Source organism: Pontibacter sp. YIM B11418, assembly GCF_059278805.1.
Genome location: NZ_JCAEMH010000003.1, coordinates 100,315 through 114,851 on the forward strand (window position 1 = coordinate 100,315; position 14,537 = coordinate 114,851).

Sequence of the window (14,537 nt, forward strand, 5' to 3'; positions counted from 1 at the left end):
CCAAAATTATAAAATAATCAGCTGAGGCTTAAATTTTAATTAATATTGCAATAATTTAAAAATATTTTATAAAATTAGAAGACTTATTTCCAGTGTTGGCAGACTTTATGTGGAACGGCGGATGTTTTTGAACTCAGTTGGCATTTGACAGGATTTGTACCCTTATGTGTTGTTTCCGTAATAGGTATAAATAGCAATTGCCAGGCCTGCCAGGCCAGAAGTTTATGTAAGGTAAAGCAATTAAACCCTGGAAAACAATGGAGGAAGAAAGCGAGAATAAACCACAAAACGGCAGTATTCTGATATCGGAGCCATACCTGGGCGATCCCAATTTTGAGCGCACCGTGGTTTTGATCTGCAGCCACGTGGAAGGGGAGGGAACGTTTGGGCTGGTACTGAACCGTTTGTCAAACCTTAAGCTGTCTGATGTGGTTGATGTATATAACGATACCTTTGAGGCCGAACTAGGTATAGGGGGGCCAGTGCAGTACAACACCCTGCACTACGTACACCAGATAGCGGACTTGCCTCAGGCAGTGCAGTTAAACAACAACCTGTATTGGGGGGGCGACTTCGAATCGCTGCGCACTTTGATTGGCACCGGCGAGGTGACACCGGCAGATATCAAGTTTTTTCTTGGCTACTCCGGATGGACACCCGGCCAGTTGCAGGAGGAGATCGACAAAAATGTTTGGATCGTAAACAACAATGCTGCGAATAAATTATTTAATTTGGAAGCAGATACACTTTGGCGGAACATATTGCGCCAAATGGGCGGAAAATACAAGGTACTTTCAAACTACCCGGTAGACCCCCGCCTGAACTGACAAAAAGTGGACTAAAAACTGAAGTCATGACAACTGATAAACAGCACACCGACGCAAACGGAGCTGAGGCCAACAAGCCCCGGCCTCAAGACGAAGCACAAGCCAACGGGCAACAGGCCTCGTCTCCGATGGACATTGTAGAACAGCGCCTCGCCGAGATCAACGCACAGAAGGAAAGCGCACAGGAAAAGCCATCCGATGCAGGTGTGCCCAAAGAAGACCAGCCTGAAATCAACCCAGCACTGGCTTCCGAGACAGAGACGTCAGAAACAGAAGAAATAATCGAGGTATTTGCTGAAGCAAACCTCCCTGAGGCTGAAGCTGAGGCACCAGCTACAGAAGCAGCCCCTCCAACGGAAACAACAGATACTAATTCATCTGCCACCACGGCAGCACCTGAGGCAACTGATACGAAGGCGCCTGTAGTACCTGCTGATGAGCACCACGATGAAGAAGAACTGGATGAGGATGACCACACAGACTATAGCCAGATGCCTCTGGAGGATATACGCCATCACCTGACCCAACTTCTCAAAGTGCCTGACGCAAAGCGCAAGTACAAAAAGATACAGGAAATCCATCGCCAGTACGAGGATAAGTTTCAAATTGAAAAGGGCCAGGCACTTGATCGTTTCCGACAGGAGGGAGGCACCGAAGAAGACTTTGACTACCATGTACCCGTAGCGCACACTGAACTTGAGCAGCTCTACGCCGCTTACCGGGAGGCTCGCTACCAGGACCGGCAGCTCAGTGAAGAACAGCGCGTTCGCAACCTGGAGCGCAAGCGCGAGTTGCTACAGCAACTGCGTACCCTAGTGGAGTCTGCAGAAACCAAAAACAGCAGCGACGAACTGAAGAAGCTGCAGGGCGAGTGGAAGAGCATCGGACCCGTGCCGCCAGGTGAAGCGCAGGAACTGTGGGATTCGTACCATGCCCTGCTCGACATCTTCTACAACAACCGCAGCATGTTCTTCGAAATGAAAGAGCTGGACAGGCGCCGTAACCTGGATGCCAAAGTGCAGTTGATCGAACGTGCAGAAGCCCTTCAGAACGAGCCATCCATCAACAAAGCCCTGCAGGAACTGCGCCATTTGCATGAAGAGTGGAAGAACATAGGGCCTGTGCCAAACGAGCAGCGTGACGCGATCTGGGAGCGTTTTATACAAGCTTCAGAGAAAGTGCACGAGCAGCGCCGTTCGTACATGGAAGAGCGCAAAACCATTGAGATGGCTAACCTGGAGAAGAAGCGCGGGCTGCTGGCCCGTTTGCAGGAGTTCCAGACCTTTAACACAGACCGCATCAACGAATGGCGTGACAAGACGGACGAGATCCAGAAGCTCAAAGAAGAGTGGGACAGCGCCGGCCTTGTACCGAAAGAATACGCTGAAGAGGTTAACAAAAATTTCTGGGGCAATTACAAGGCTTTCTTCCAGCACAAGAACCAATTCTTTAAAGGCCTGGATGAGCAGAAAACACAGAACCTGCGCCTGAAGACGGAGTTGTGTGAGCAGGCCGAGAGTCTGAAGGAAAGCACAGACTGGAATACGACCAAAGAGAAAATGATCCAGCTTCAGAAGAAGTGGAAGACCATAGGCCGTGTGCCGGATAAGCATTCTGATAAGATCTGGCAGCGTTTCAGAGCAGCTTGCAACGAGTTCTTCGACCGCAAGCAGGCCCAGGAGCAGCAGAAGGGTGCCGAAATGGAAAAACTCTCTTCTGAAAAACTGGCCCTTTGCGACCGTATAACAGAGGAACTGACACAACCCAACACGACGACTTCACTGGATGACTTCAACAGGATCGTAGCAGAATGGGACACCCTGGATGCCGGCAACAAGCGTGTAAACACGCGGATAGAGGAGCGATTCCTTTCTCTGATGGAACGGTACCTGGAGCGCGTTCCTGACCTGCCTTACGACGAACGTATGACCATCGTGGCGCAGTTGCAGGTGGACCGCCTGAAAAACAGTCCGGATGCTTCGCAGAAGCTATACCAGAAAGAACAGACAATTCGTCGCGAAATTGGCCAGCTACAGAACGATATACAGACCCTGCGCACGAACCTCGACTTCTTTGCCCGTTCCAAGAACGCCGATAAGCTACGCGAGGAATATGAAGGCCGCATTGATGACACGCAGAAACGCATCGATATCTTGCAACGGCAGCTGGCCGCTTTCAGAAGATAAAAATTTCTGTTTGATACTCAAAAGCTTATCGCAAAAGCGCGAAAAATCCAGTAGCGGGTGTTTGTATATTAAAAACCTTATTATACCTTTGCAACGCTTTAGAACGATAGGGCAACATAAATAAAGTATCGCCTCCTTAGCTCAGCTGGTAGAGCAACTGACTTGTAATCAGTAGGTCGCTGGTTCGATCCCGGCAGGGGGCTCAACTTTATTTGCACTTTTACCGCCTCCATAGCTCAGCTGGTAGAGCAACTGACTTGTAATCAGTAGGTCGTTGGTTCGATTCCGACTGGGGGCTCTTAAAAGGCTTCAGAGAAATCTGAAGCCTTTTTTGTATTTATACCCTTCCAACTTCTACATCAGCTGTCCCTCTCAACGTTTTTGGTTCTTTACAACGGAGGCTATATATGCTTTTTCAAGTTTTATGACTTATTTTGGGGAATCATCCAAGCACCGAATACATCCTATGCGACTGATTGAAGTAAACACCCCCGAACTGGCCGAAGAATTTCTTAAAGTACAAATAAGGCTTTATCGCAAAGACCCGAATTATATCCGCCCGCTTGACAAGGATGTAAACCAGGTGTTCGACCCTAAGAAAAACAAACTCCTGCGCGACGGTGAAGCAATCCGCTGGATTTTAAAGGACGAAGAAGGGGAATCTATCGGCAGGGTGGCCGCTTTCATCAACAAGAAAACAGCGAACTCCTTTGAGCAGCCAACCGGCGGCATGGGCTTCTTTGATTGTATAAACGATCAGCAGGCGGCCAACATACTTTTCGAGGCTTGCCGCAACTGGCTGCAGGAACGGGGCATGGAAGCCATGGATGGCCCGATCAATTTCGGGGAACGGGACAAGTGGTGGGGCTTGCTGGTGGACGGCTTCCTGGAGCCTACCTATTGCATGAATTACAATCATCCCTACTACCAGCAATTGTTCGAGAACTACGGCTTTCAGCTATACTTCAACCAGTACGTTTACTATCGTACTGTAGAAGATCCGCTTACGCCTGAATACCATGAAAAGGCGCAACGCATCCTGTCTGACCCGGACTATACCTTTCAGCACATCGACAAAAACAACCTGGACAAGTACGCCGAGGATTTCCGGATCGTATATAACAAAGGCTGGGTGAAGCACGAAGGCGTGAAAGCCATGGGTGAAGCGCAAGCCAAGTCTATCATGAAGGCATTGAAACCGGTGCTGGACGAAAAGATCATCTGGTTCGCCTACCACAAAGGAGAGCCCGCCGGATTCTTCATCGCTATACCTGAGCTGAATCAGCTATTCAAACACGTGAATGGAAAACTAGATACGTGGGGCAAAATCAAATTCATTTACCACCGCTGGAGAGGTTCCTGCAAGACGATGTATGGCATTGTGTTCGGCATCACGCCGGAGTGCCAGGGAAAAGGCGTGGAGGCCGCTATGGTGGTGTCTGCAGCCAAGCTCGTACAAGGCAACCCCAACATACCTTACTATGATCTGCAAATGAACTGGATCGGGGACTTTAACCCAAAAATGATGAAGGTGGTGGAGCAGGTAGGCAGCCGCGTCCTCAAAACATATGTGACCTATCGTTTCCTCTTCGACCGCGAGAAAGAGTTTAAGCGCGCACCGATCATTAAATAGGCATGGATTCACTAACACAGATCGTACTGGGAGCCGCTGTAGGCGAAGCGGTGGCCGGCCGTAAGTTGGGCAACAAGGCGCTGCTTTGGGGCGCCATAGCCGGCACTATACCTGATCTGGACGTACTGGCCAATCCTTTGCTGGACATGGTGGGACAACTGAGCTTTCATCGTTCCATCACGCACTCCTTCTTCTTTGCCATCATCGCCTCGCCCTTGCTGGGCTGGGTGCTCTGGCGACTTTACAAAAATGAGCACGCCACCTTCCGGGACTGGACCCTGTTGTTTTTTCTGGGCTTCACGACCCATGCCATACTGGATAGCTTCACTACCTGGGGCACCCAACTTCTATGGCCTTTCAGCAACTACGGCGTAGCCTTCTACAACATATTCGTCATCGATCCATTTTACACGGTTCCTTTCCTGATCTGTGTGATCGCTGTGCTGTTTTATGACCGGCGAAACCCAAAGAGGCGACTCTGGAATATTGCCGGGTTGCTCATCAGTTCACTCTACATTGTATTCTCTTTCGGGGCACAGGCCTATGCTAAAAGCGTTTTCAGGGATAGTCTGGAAGCGCAAGGTATACGTTACGACTCAGAGATCGTGAAAGCCACTCCCATGAACACCCTGCTCTGGTCTGTTACAGCGGCAGCAGAAGACGGCTATTACAACGGCTTCTACTCCTTGCTGGACCAGGACCAAATCATCAGGTATAGCTTTGAGCCTCGCCAGGAACAATTGCTGGATGCGTTCCGGGGCGATCCGAAAATGGAGCGTCTGCTACAGATTACTAAGGGCTATCATGCGGTAGAGGAAGCAGCAGAGGGCATTCACATCAAAGACCTGCGCTTCGGTCAGTTTGACGGCTGGCAGGAAGGCAAGGGACAGTATGTGTTCGTATACCATGTATGGCGTAAGCAGGATGGTTCCCTTCAGTTCGAGGAGATCAACAACCGTCCCAAAATAGACGGCAATTATCTGAAAGCTTATTTGCACCGGATACTGGGTAATAAAAATTAAAGTCAGGCATATGACATCAGCGAGATGGTTGCTTAGCGGCAAAAAAGCTGTGGTAACAGGTGGCTCTAAAGGTATAGGCGCCGCCATAGTGGAAGAGTTTATCGGGTTAGGCGCCGAAGTGCTGGCAGTGGCGCGCAAAGAAGAGGACCTGCAACAGCTGCAGGCGAAATTTCCGGAAGGATTGGCAGTGTTAACAGCCGATGTAAGCACTGCAGAAGGCCGTCAGTCGCTGCTTGACAAGGTTCACAACAACTGGGGAGCGCTGGACATACTGGTGAACAACGTAGGCACCAATATCCGGAAGCCAACCACCGACTACACAGAGGCAGAATACGATTTTGTGATGAGCACGAACCTGCGCTCTGCATTTGAACTGAGCCGTAGTTTTTACCCCTTGCTCAAAGCATCCGGACAGGGTAATATCATCCAGGTGACTTCCGTAGCAGGGCTGACGCATGTGCGGACCGGTGCTATTTATGGGATGACCAAAGCCGCGCTGGTGCAACTAACTAAAAACCTGGCAGGTGAGTGGGCTGCAGAAGGGATTCGTGTGAACGCCGTGGCTCCTTGGTACATCAGCACACCGCTTGCCCAGACGGTGCTGCAGAACGAACAGTACCTGCACGAAGTGCTCACCAGAACACCGATGCGAGTGATTGGCAAGCCGGAGGATGTGGCAGGCGCTGTGGCCTTTCTCTGCATGCCGGCGGCAGCCTATATCACGGGGCAGACACTGGCAGTTGACGGCGGTTTTACAATAAATGGTTTTCACCCTTTCTGAGCTGCAAAACAGGTATAAAACCAGTGTTTTGGGTAGCTAAACTATCCCCTGAAACGCTGGTTTATTAATCCAAATTTCACTACTTTTGTATGATAAGGATACAAGAGCAAAACACCTGTTTCCAGCGCTCTTCTTAACCCGACATGCATGGCAAAAATTAGATTGCTTTTACTCTTTAGCGCTGCTCTGCTGCTTCTGACTGTTTCATCCTGCAAACCGATGTGTCCGATCTCTTCCTGCCAGGTGCGCATGGAGCACTTGCATGGCGAACAGGAGTTTCGCGGCCAACCCATTTACAAAAAGCAGAACCCTAAGATAGGCGAAAAGCTGCCGAAGCAAACAGGGGAGGTGCGCAAGCGCAGCAACGACAAGAGCCAGCGCAAGAATTAACGAATAGTGCAGGCATTTGCCTGATTAGTATATTAACCAACACAAAACTATTATTTAGACCTTGAACATGAACGAAGGCGAACGAATAATACCGATCAACATTGAAGACGAGATGCGCGGTGCATACATCGATTACTCAATGTCTGTTATCATTTCCAGAGCCTTACCTGACGTGAGAGACGGCTTGAAGCCAGTACACCGTCGTGTACTGTACGGTATGTCTGAACTGGGGGTATCCTATAACAAATCCTACAAGAAATCAGCCCGTATCGTAGGAGAGGTACTGGGTAAGTATCACCCGCACGGTGACTCCTCGGTATACGAGACCATGGTGCGTATGGCACAGGAATGGTCGCTGCGCTACCCGCTGGTTGACGGACAGGGTAACTACGGCTCGATAGACGGCGACTCGCCGGCTGCGATGCGTTACACGGAGGCCCGCCTCAAACGTATTGCCGACGAGATCCTGGCTGACCTGGAGAAAAACACGGTGGACTTTGTGCCCAACTTCGACGACTCCCTGAAGGAGCCGTCTGTGATGCCGGCCAAGTTCCCGAACCTGCTCGTGAACGGCACGTCCGGTATCGCGGTAGGTATGGCCACCAACATGGCGCCGCACAACCTGACAGAAGTGATCAACGGAACGATCGCTTACATCGACAACAGAGAAATCACAGTAGCTGAACTGATGCACTATGTGACGGCCCCTGATTTCCCGACAGGTGGTATCATCCATGGTTACGACGGTGTAAAGGCTGCTTTCGAGACAGGCCGTGGTCGCGTACTGATGCGTGCTCGTGCCAACTTTGAAACGAATTCCGCTGGTAAAGAGCAGATCATTGTAACGGAAATCCCTTACATGGTCAACAAGGCTTCTCTGATCGAGAAGACTGCGGCCCTGATCAACGACAAGAAAATAGAAGGTATATCGGACTTGAGGGACGAGTCGGACCGTGACGGCATGCGCATCGTGTATGACTTGAAGCGTGATGCTATACCTAACGTAGTGCTCAACAACTTATACAAGTATACTGCGCTGCAATCTTCGTTTGGTGTCAACAACGTGGCCCTGGTAAAAGGCCGTCCGATGACACTGAACCTGAAAGAGCTGATCCATTACTTCGTAGAGCACAGACACGAGGTGGTGATCCGCAGAACACAGTTTGAGCTGGACGAAGCCAGGAAGCGCGCCCACATTCTGGAAGGCTTGCTGATTGCCCTCGACAACCTGGACGAAGTGATCAACCTGATCAGATCGTCACGTGATCCGGAGATTGCCCGCAATGGCTTGATGGAGCGCTTTGCACTATCAGAGATCCAGGCACGTGCTATACTTGATATGCGTCTTCAGCGCCTGACCGGTCTGGAGCGCGACAAAATTCAGGCAGAGTATGCTGAGATCATGAAATTGATCGACTACCTGACTTCTGTTTTGAACGACGAAGGCCTGCGTATGCAGATCATCAAAGACGAGTTAAACGAGATAAAAGAGCGCTACGGTGACGGGCGCCGTACTAGCATAGAGGCCTCCACTGGCGACATATCCTATGAGGATATGATTCCGGAAGAGAGCATGGTGATCACCATTTCGCATGAAGGCTATATCAAGCGCACTTCGCTTAGCGAGTACCGCAGCCAGAGCCGTGGTGGTGTTGGTTCGAGAGGCGTTGCTGCTTCTAAGGAGAGTGATTTCACGGAGCACCTTTTTGTTGCCAGCACGCACCATCACATGCTGTTCTTCACCGAATTCGGTCGTGTGTTCTGGATGAAAGTATATGAGATTCCGGAAGGAGGGAAGACCACCAAAGGACGCGCCATTCAGAACCTGATGAACATTGAGAAAGACGACAAAATCAGGGCGGTTATCAATGTGCGTGACCTTAAGAATCAGGATTTCGTACTGAACCACAACCTGGTATTCTGTACGGAACACGGCACAATCAAGAAGACAGTGTTGGAGGCGTACTCAAGACCTCGCACCAATGGCATCAATGCAATTACAATCAACGAAGGCGACCGTTTGCTGGATGTGCAACTCACAACCGGAAACAGCGAAGTGATCATTGCACTTGGCTCTGGTCGTGCCATTCGCTTTAATGAAAGCCAGGTTAGGCCGATGGGACGTAACGCTGCTGGTGTGCGCGGCGTAACACTAGCCGGACCAAATGATAAAGTTGTTGGTATGGTTTGTGTAGAAAACGAGGATACCGAACTGCTGGTTGTTTCCGAAAACGGATACGGCAAGCGCTCTTTGCTGGAAGAATACCGTATAACGAACCGCGGCGGAAAAGGAGTGAAGACCCTGAACGTGACAGACAAAACCGGTAAGTTGGTGGCTATTAAGGGCGTAGTAGATACAGATGACCTGATGATCATCAACCGCTCAGGTATAACGATCCGTCTGCGTGTAGCCGATATCCGTGTAATTGGTCGTGCTACCCAAGGCGTAAGACTAATCAAACTCACGGAAGGTGACCAGATCTCATCTGTAGCAAAAGTAGAAATGGAGAACGAAGAAGAAGTTACGGAAGCACTGATGGAACAGTCAGAATTGAAACCGGAAGACTCTTTGCAGCCAGATACTCAGATAGACCCTGAGGTTGCTGAAGATGAAGTTTAATCTGTAAATGGAATTTTATTTTATTTAATTATCGTTTAACAAACAAATAAACAAAAACCAATCTCTGAACAGTATGAAAAAAATATTGATGACAGCCATGGCAGCTGTAACCGTTCAGGTTGCTGTCGCTCAGAACTCGGCAGTAAATAGCGCCGTGCTTAACCACAAGAATGGCACGCTGGACAAAGCGCTGGCTGACATTAACAAAGCAACCGAGCACAAAAAGACGCAGGATAAAGCGAAAACCTGGTTCTACCACGGTGTGATCAACCAGGACCTGATCGGTAACCCGATCTATGGTAAACTGGCTACTGAGCAAACACCAGAAGTGGCGCTTGCCTCGTTTAACAAAACGCTGGAAATTGACGGTGAAAACGGACAATTCGGTAAAATGGTGCCTGAGCGTATGGAGATGCTGTACGGTCAAATCCTGAACCAGGCAGTTGAATTTCACAACAAGCAGGACTGGGATAATGCCATCGCCAAGTATGACATGGCTTCTAAGGTAAACCCTAAAGATACAACAGCTGTTCTTTATGCTGCTTATGCTTCAACTGCCAAGCAGGATTATGCCTCAGCGGTGAAGTATTATGATAAGTTGATCAGCATTGGCCACACAACGGAAGATGTATACAAGAACAAAATTCAGTTGCAGCAGGCCACTGAAGCACCCGATGATGTGGTAATGGCGTCTATAGCTGCTGGTTTGGAGAAGCATCCAAACAGTGTATACCTGATGCAGGAAGAACTGCGTTACTACCTGAAAAACGACCGTGCAGAAGAGGCGATGGCGAAGCTTGACAAAGCGATCGAAGCTGACCCGAAGAATGCCAGCCTGTACGCCGTTCGTGGTAACCTGCATGAGCGCAAAGGAAACATTGACGAGGCTTACAAAAATTACAAGAAAGCTGTAGAAGTAGATCCAAACAACTTCGACGGATTCTTTAACTTGGGTGTGTTAGAGTACAACAAGGGCAGCGAATTTAACAACAAAGCAGCCAAGATGGACTACGCTACCTACAAGAAGAAAGGTCCGGCACTCGAGAAGCAGGCAGTAAAGCACTACGAAGCTTCATTACCATACTTCGAGAAAGCTCTTGAAATTCAGCCAGAAGACCAGGCTACACTAGCAAACCTGCAGCGTGTGTATACGCGCCTGAAGCGTACTGCTGATGCGGAGAGAATCGGTAAAAAACTGAAGAACTAATCTCTGTTCTGATTAATTTCTGAGAAGAAAGGGAGTCCCGAAAAGGCTCCCTTTCTTATTGCCACACTACATACTTAACATAATATAAATTATAAGACTGATTATATACGCGTAAGAATACTCTAAAATAAGTGTCACTGATAATATACTTTATGTTAAGTAGATGCATTTGGATTCCTAAACTAGAAATTGATTACATGCTTCTTGATTTGATTTTGAGCAGCATCTGCTGCAGCCAGTCCGTCGATGTGTTGTTTTGTTTGGTGAGCAAAATGGCAGACTGTATGATAGACTCAGCCTCTTTGAAGTCCTCTTGTCTGTGAAGCAACATCGCATAGGTATAAAACTAAGCAGCTGTTGGATCCAACCCCATAGTACGATTGCTCCAATTTGCAGCATCTTTAAGGACCAGTTTGTTTAGGATGTTTTCATGCTATGGTTAATATAATGTCTTTCTTCTCTTAAATAAAGCTAAAACAATATAATGGACGGATTCCCAAATTAAGTTTATCATTTAGCAAAAAAAAGTAGCCAGACGACAAATCTGGCTACTTTTTCTTTACCTGTTGCAGCTTCTTAAGCTAGACGAATCGTAGTTGCTTCATTGATCTCGGACTTGACAAGGTACTGCTCGAGTTTTGGTTGGTTTTCGAGCATGGAATATTCTTCGTCGCCTCCTCTAGCCCAGCCAAGCAGTGCCAGGGCTATGGCTGTTGCGATGGCGATAACAAAGGCAGGCCACCAGCCATCTACCTTAAAATTACGCACCAGCATGTCAACTAGCTTGATCATTAGAGTCGTAACGATGAGGCCGATTATGGCTTCGAGAAGAAAGAATGACACCAGATTAAGCACACCGCGTAGCAGCCAGCCAATTGTCGCATTGAAAAGACCAATCAGAAAAGCCACCCAAAGAGCTGTTAGAAAGCTCTTCACGTGCACTTGTGGCAGTGCGTAGGCCAATAACAGAATGACACCGGCACTTACTAATAAGTTGAGTAAAAAGTCCATAGTTTGTAGTGATTTAGTTACAATTTTTTGTCCTAATACGGATACAAAATTTTATGGATATTCTCAACTAGAGTTTATGTGATCTTCAGTACGCTATTGTTGTTTCAAATAGCTGTCTTTCAACTTGCTACGGAAAGCGTCTTCAAACTTTAAAACCTTGGGTTTGGCAATGGATACGACATAAGGGTCGTCGGGATTGTTACGGTAATAATCCTGGTGATAATCCTCAGCAATCCAAAATTTGCCCGCCGGTTTGAGTTCGGTTACAATCTTGTTGCGGAATGTACCGGCATCCTCAAGCGCACGCAAGTAGTTAGTGGCCTGGCTTCGCTGCTTGTCATCATGGAAGTAGATGGCAGATCGGTACTGCTTGCCTACATCAGGTCCCTGGCGATTTAAAGTAGTCGGATCGTGTGTGGCAAAAAACACTTCCAATAGCTCCCGGTATGTGATTACTCTTGGCCGGTACCAGATGCGCACCGCCTCAGCATGGCTCGTTTTACCATAGCTTACCTGCTCGTAGGTGGGTTGGTCCTCTCTCCCACCGGTATAGCCGGACTCTACACGGTCAACACCCTTAAGTCTTTCGAAGTAGGCCTCCGTACACCAGAAACAGCCACCGGCAAAAGTTGCTTTGCTTAGCCCGAGGGTATCTGGGCTGTCACCGTAACTGTAGGCGCTTTGCTGCAAAAAAGTACGCTGCTCCCCTCCGGATTCTGTACACATCCAAAGCAGGAGTAAAAGAGGGAACAAAAGAAAGGTATATTTCCGAACCATACGCCACAAGCCTTATTATTGGCTACGCTAATTTAACCGCGGCGGATGGGTTTTGTTAAAAAAATCCAGCAATCCCCTCCCACGTTTTCATTTATCCGTTATCCGGCACCTAAATAGCATGTTTTTTATCGGCGATCACTTTATCCAGGTCCCATTCCACCCGCTTTCTGAGCGGTGCCCGCCGCACGTTACAATCCGATTTGGTGCAGATAGGACAGGACACTTCTACACAAGGGTCAGTATGAATAAATAGCTCAATATCAGGATCGATCTGTTCCCGTACGAGCGCTCCAACGGCCTCCACTTCTTCGTGCGCCTCCAATACGGTGAGGTACCACGGCACGGTCAGGTGGCAGTCTATGTGCAGCGTATTGCCATATTTGATCACGCGCAGGTTGTGAATATCGATCCAGTTTTCGCGCCGGTTATCGTTCAGCACCCGCACAATGCGCTTCAGTAATTCGTAGTCGGCCTCATCCATGATACCAGCCAGAGAAGCCCGCAGAATACGATAGCCGGTGTAACAGATGAAAGCGCCAAACAGGATAGCCACCGCACTGTCCAGCCATACCTGTCCGGTCAGGTATAGCAGCAGCAGACCAATCAGTATACCTGCAGTTGAATAAGCGTCGGTTTTGAGGTGCTTGCCTCCCGCCACCAGCACCATGGAATTAGCTTTATTGCCACGTCGCTCGGTAACGTAACCCACTATGAAATTAATGATGCCCGAAATCGCGATCAGGTATATACCTGAGTCGAGTCTGGAAATGACCTGTGGCTCAAAGAGGTTATAAAAGGATTTCAGAATAATGGCCCCTCCTGCCACCAGGATCAGGGAGCCCTCCAGCGTGGCAGCCACAAACTCTATCTTGCCGTGCCCATAAGGGTGGTTGAGATCCTTTGGCCTAGCGGAAAGAACCAGACTGTAGAGTGAAAAACCACCGGCCACCACGTTGATAATGGATTCTAAGGCATCGGTGAGAATCGCATTGGAATTGGTAAGGTAATATGCCAGGAACTTGGCAAACAGCAACAACACACCCACAACCAGCACAAGTAGTTGCATGCGTACGTTCTCGCTTTGCTGCGGCGGCATTTTATTCATTGCGATAGCTAGATTCCGGCAGGTGCATGGCACACCGTCCTATACCTGACAAGATACAAGGTACAGTCGCCTGAGACAAACTTAATGTAAAATAGTGGGTAGAAATGGCGGCCAATTAACCTAGCACAGTGTATCTGTCAGGTCAAGCCAATTAGGATTCATGGACTCCACAAGACGCAGATGATCCTCAGGTCCGGCCGATTTGATGCGCTGTTCACGCACCCGTGCTATTTCCTCCAGGTCGTAGTGCTCGTAATACACCAGTTTAGCTTCTCCAGAGCGGCCTTCATTGCCGGACATTTGCTGGAGTAGGTCTTCAGAAACGCCAATGCTCAGCTGTAGCTGGGACTGATCGCCCATGATGTATACATAGAAGTGATTGGTGTGCTGGTTTGGCTGCATAGCATAAGTGAATTTGTAACCAGGTATACGAAAGAAGGTATACCTGGTTAGGAATCCTGCAGCCACTGCCGGGCATCCTCCGGAAGGAAGAAAGTGCGCATGGCAATACCGGAGCTATTGTCCACCGTGTTGTCAATCTCAAGCTGTGTGAAGAATTCATAAGAATACACCCATGCAAAATACTGTACGCCTGCTTCACGCAATCCGGGTATCCATACCTTGCCCATCCATTTAGTGTTTCCCGAATGGCCTGTCACCTTGGAGTTGTTATTCAAAATTTTAGTAATCTTATATTCATTTACAAAATCTAGAATTTTCATACAACCTGAGTGTCCTTTTGCTGAGTCCAGCCAGCCCTGCCAGTCAGATAGTAACAATTTTTCTCCTGCATTCACCCTGATCTCAAGGTAATTGCTACTGTGCACCAAATGTTCTTTATTTTCATGTACATAGAACATAGTAATAGTTTGGATTATCTTTTTGTTAGTATTTTTTACCCAATCAATTGACTTAAAGTTACTTATAGCAAGATATTCATTTAATTATCCTACTTATCAATCTTTAAATGTAAAGCTT

Annotated in this window: 14 protein-coding genes and 2 tRNA genes; 10 read left to right on the forward strand and 6 right to left on the reverse strand. The window is 48.4% G+C overall.

The features are described from left to right. The first annotated feature begins 257 nt into the window (after nt 1–257). The 10 genes from AC4QZR_RS08120 (at nt 258) to AC4QZR_RS08165 (ending at nt 10,666) form a co-directional block, all read left to right on the forward strand. Nucleotides 258–827 (forward strand): YqgE/AlgH family protein, encoded by a 570-nt coding sequence (locus AC4QZR_RS08120; protein WP_253405697.1) that lies wholly within the window; start codon nt 258–260, stop codon nt 825–827. Between the two features lie 26 nt (nt 828–853). Then, the gene (locus tag AC4QZR_RS08125; protein ID WP_494480462.1) at nt 854–3,013 is read left to right on the forward strand and encodes a DUF349 domain-containing protein; all 2,160 of its coding nucleotides are present in this window, start codon (nt 854–856) and stop codon (nt 3,011–3,013) included. 130 nt (nt 3,014–3,143) lie between these two features. Continuing rightward, nucleotides 3,144–3,216 (forward strand) — tRNA-Thr (locus tag AC4QZR_RS08130). 22 nt (nt 3,217–3,238) lie between these two features. Beyond that, nucleotides 3,239–3,311 (forward strand) — tRNA-Thr (locus AC4QZR_RS08135). Between the two features lie 168 nt (nt 3,312–3,479). After that, entirely contained in the window at nt 3,480–4,646 is a 1,167-nt protein-coding gene (locus tag AC4QZR_RS08140; protein ID WP_494480463.1) for a hypothetical protein, read from the forward strand. 2 nt (nt 4,647–4,648) lie between these two features. Further along, the gene (locus AC4QZR_RS08145) at nt 4,649–5,668 is read left to right on the forward strand and encodes a metal-dependent hydrolase (RefSeq protein WP_494480464.1); all 1,020 of its coding nucleotides are present in this window, start codon (nt 4,649–4,651) and stop codon (nt 5,666–5,668) included. A 10-nt stretch (nt 5,669–5,678) separates the two neighbouring features. Continuing rightward, nucleotides 5,679–6,449 carry an SDR family oxidoreductase gene (locus AC4QZR_RS08150; RefSeq protein WP_494480465.1) on the forward strand — a complete coding sequence of 257 codons (771 nt, stop codon included), beginning with the start codon at nt 5,679–5,681 and terminating at the stop codon, nt 6,447–6,449. Between the two features lie 147 nt (nt 6,450–6,596). Further along, nucleotides 6,597–6,839 carry a hypothetical protein gene (locus AC4QZR_RS08155; RefSeq protein WP_188499541.1) on the forward strand — a complete coding sequence of 81 codons (243 nt, stop codon included), beginning with the start codon at nt 6,597–6,599 and terminating at the stop codon, nt 6,837–6,839. A gap of 67 nt (nt 6,840–6,906) precedes the next feature. Further along, on the forward strand, nt 6,907–9,459 hold the full coding sequence (gene gyrA / locus AC4QZR_RS08160) for a DNA gyrase subunit A (RefSeq protein ID WP_494480884.1): 2,553 nt from the start codon (nt 6,907–6,909) through the stop codon (nt 9,457–9,459). A gap of 73 nt (nt 9,460–9,532) precedes the next feature. Beyond that, entirely contained in the window at nt 9,533–10,666 is a 1,134-nt protein-coding gene (locus AC4QZR_RS08165; protein ID WP_494480466.1) for a tetratricopeptide repeat protein, read from the forward strand. Between the two features lie 193 nt (nt 10,667–10,859). On the opposite strand, the gene AC4QZR_RS08170 is transcribed toward AC4QZR_RS08165, so the two are convergent. The 6 genes from AC4QZR_RS08170 to AC4QZR_RS08195 all read right to left on the reverse strand — a co-directional run bounded on the left by AC4QZR_RS08170 (nt 10,860) and on the right by AC4QZR_RS08195 (nt 14,419). After that, complete coding sequence (locus tag AC4QZR_RS08170) at nt 10,860–10,997, reverse strand: hypothetical protein (RefSeq protein WP_494480467.1); 138 nt, start codon at nt 10,995–10,997, stop codon at nt 10,860–10,862. A 245-nt stretch (nt 10,998–11,242) separates the two neighbouring features. Then, nucleotides 11,243–11,677, reverse strand: coding sequence for a phage holin family protein (locus AC4QZR_RS08175; protein ID WP_494480468.1), 435 nt, complete (start codon nt 11,675–11,677; stop codon nt 11,243–11,245). Nucleotides 11,678–11,770: 93 nt separating this feature from the next. After that, complete coding sequence (gene msrA, locus AC4QZR_RS08180) at nt 11,771–12,403, reverse strand: peptide-methionine (S)-S-oxide reductase MsrA (protein ID WP_494480469.1); 633 nt, start codon at nt 12,401–12,403, stop codon at nt 11,771–11,773. A gap of 160 nt (nt 12,404–12,563) precedes the next feature. After that, nucleotides 12,564–13,559, reverse strand: a complete 996-nt coding sequence (locus AC4QZR_RS08185) for a cation diffusion facilitator family transporter (protein ID WP_494480470.1) — start codon at nt 13,557–13,559, stop codon at nt 12,564–12,566. 120 nt (nt 13,560–13,679) lie between these two features. After that, a complete protein-coding gene (locus AC4QZR_RS08190) occupies nt 13,680–14,027 on the reverse strand; it encodes a GIY-YIG nuclease family protein (protein ID WP_494480471.1) in 348 nt (115 codons plus the stop codon). Further along, nucleotides 14,009–14,419, reverse strand: coding sequence for a hypothetical protein (locus tag AC4QZR_RS08195; protein WP_494480472.1), 411 nt, complete (start codon nt 14,417–14,419; stop codon nt 14,009–14,011). The genes AC4QZR_RS08190 and AC4QZR_RS08195 overlap by 19 nt, the downstream gene beginning before the upstream one ends. Between the last annotated feature and the right edge of the window lie 118 nt (nt 14,420–14,537).

What these genes read in the sequence shown, in the direction of transcription:
- AC4QZR_RS08185 (WP_494480470.1), bottom strand. Translation starts at nt 13,559, where the DNA reads ATGAATAAAATGCCGCCGCAGCAAAGCGAGAACGTACGCATGCAACTA.
- AC4QZR_RS08150 (WP_494480465.1), top strand. Translation starts at nt 5,679, where the DNA reads ATGACATCAGCGAGATGGTTGCTTAGCGGCAAAAAAGCTGTGGTAACA.
- AC4QZR_RS08170 (WP_494480467.1), bottom strand. Translation starts at nt 10,997, where the DNA reads ATGTTGCTTCACAGACAAGAGGACTTCAAAGAGGCTGAGTCTATCATA.
- AC4QZR_RS08195 (WP_494480472.1), bottom strand. Translation starts at nt 14,419, where the DNA reads ATGTTCTATGTACATGAAAATAAAGAACATTTGGTGCACAGTAGCAAT.
- AC4QZR_RS08145 (WP_494480464.1), top strand. Translation starts at nt 4,649, where the DNA reads ATGGATTCACTAACACAGATCGTACTGGGAGCCGCTGTAGGCGAAGCG.
- AC4QZR_RS08120 (WP_253405697.1), top strand. Translation starts at nt 258, where the DNA reads ATGGAGGAAGAAAGCGAGAATAAACCACAAAACGGCAGTATTCTGATA.
- AC4QZR_RS08155 (WP_188499541.1), top strand. Translation starts at nt 6,597, where the DNA reads ATGGCAAAAATTAGATTGCTTTTACTCTTTAGCGCTGCTCTGCTGCTT.
- msrA (WP_494480469.1), bottom strand. Translation starts at nt 12,403, where the DNA reads ATGTGTACAGAATCCGGAGGGGAGCAGCGTACTTTTTTGCAGCAAAGC.
- AC4QZR_RS08125 (WP_494480462.1), top strand. Translation starts at nt 854, where the DNA reads ATGACAACTGATAAACAGCACACCGACGCAAACGGAGCTGAGGCCAAC.
- AC4QZR_RS08165 (WP_494480466.1), top strand. Translation starts at nt 9,533, where the DNA reads ATGAAAAAAATATTGATGACAGCCATGGCAGCTGTAACCGTTCAGGTT.
- gyrA (WP_494480884.1), top strand. Translation starts at nt 6,907, where the DNA reads ATGAACGAAGGCGAACGAATAATACCGATCAACATTGAAGACGAGATG.
- AC4QZR_RS08175 (WP_494480468.1), bottom strand. Translation starts at nt 11,677, where the DNA reads ATGGACTTTTTACTCAACTTATTAGTAAGTGCCGGTGTCATTCTGTTA.
- AC4QZR_RS08140 (WP_494480463.1), top strand. Translation starts at nt 3,480, where the DNA reads ATGCGACTGATTGAAGTAAACACCCCCGAACTGGCCGAAGAATTTCTT.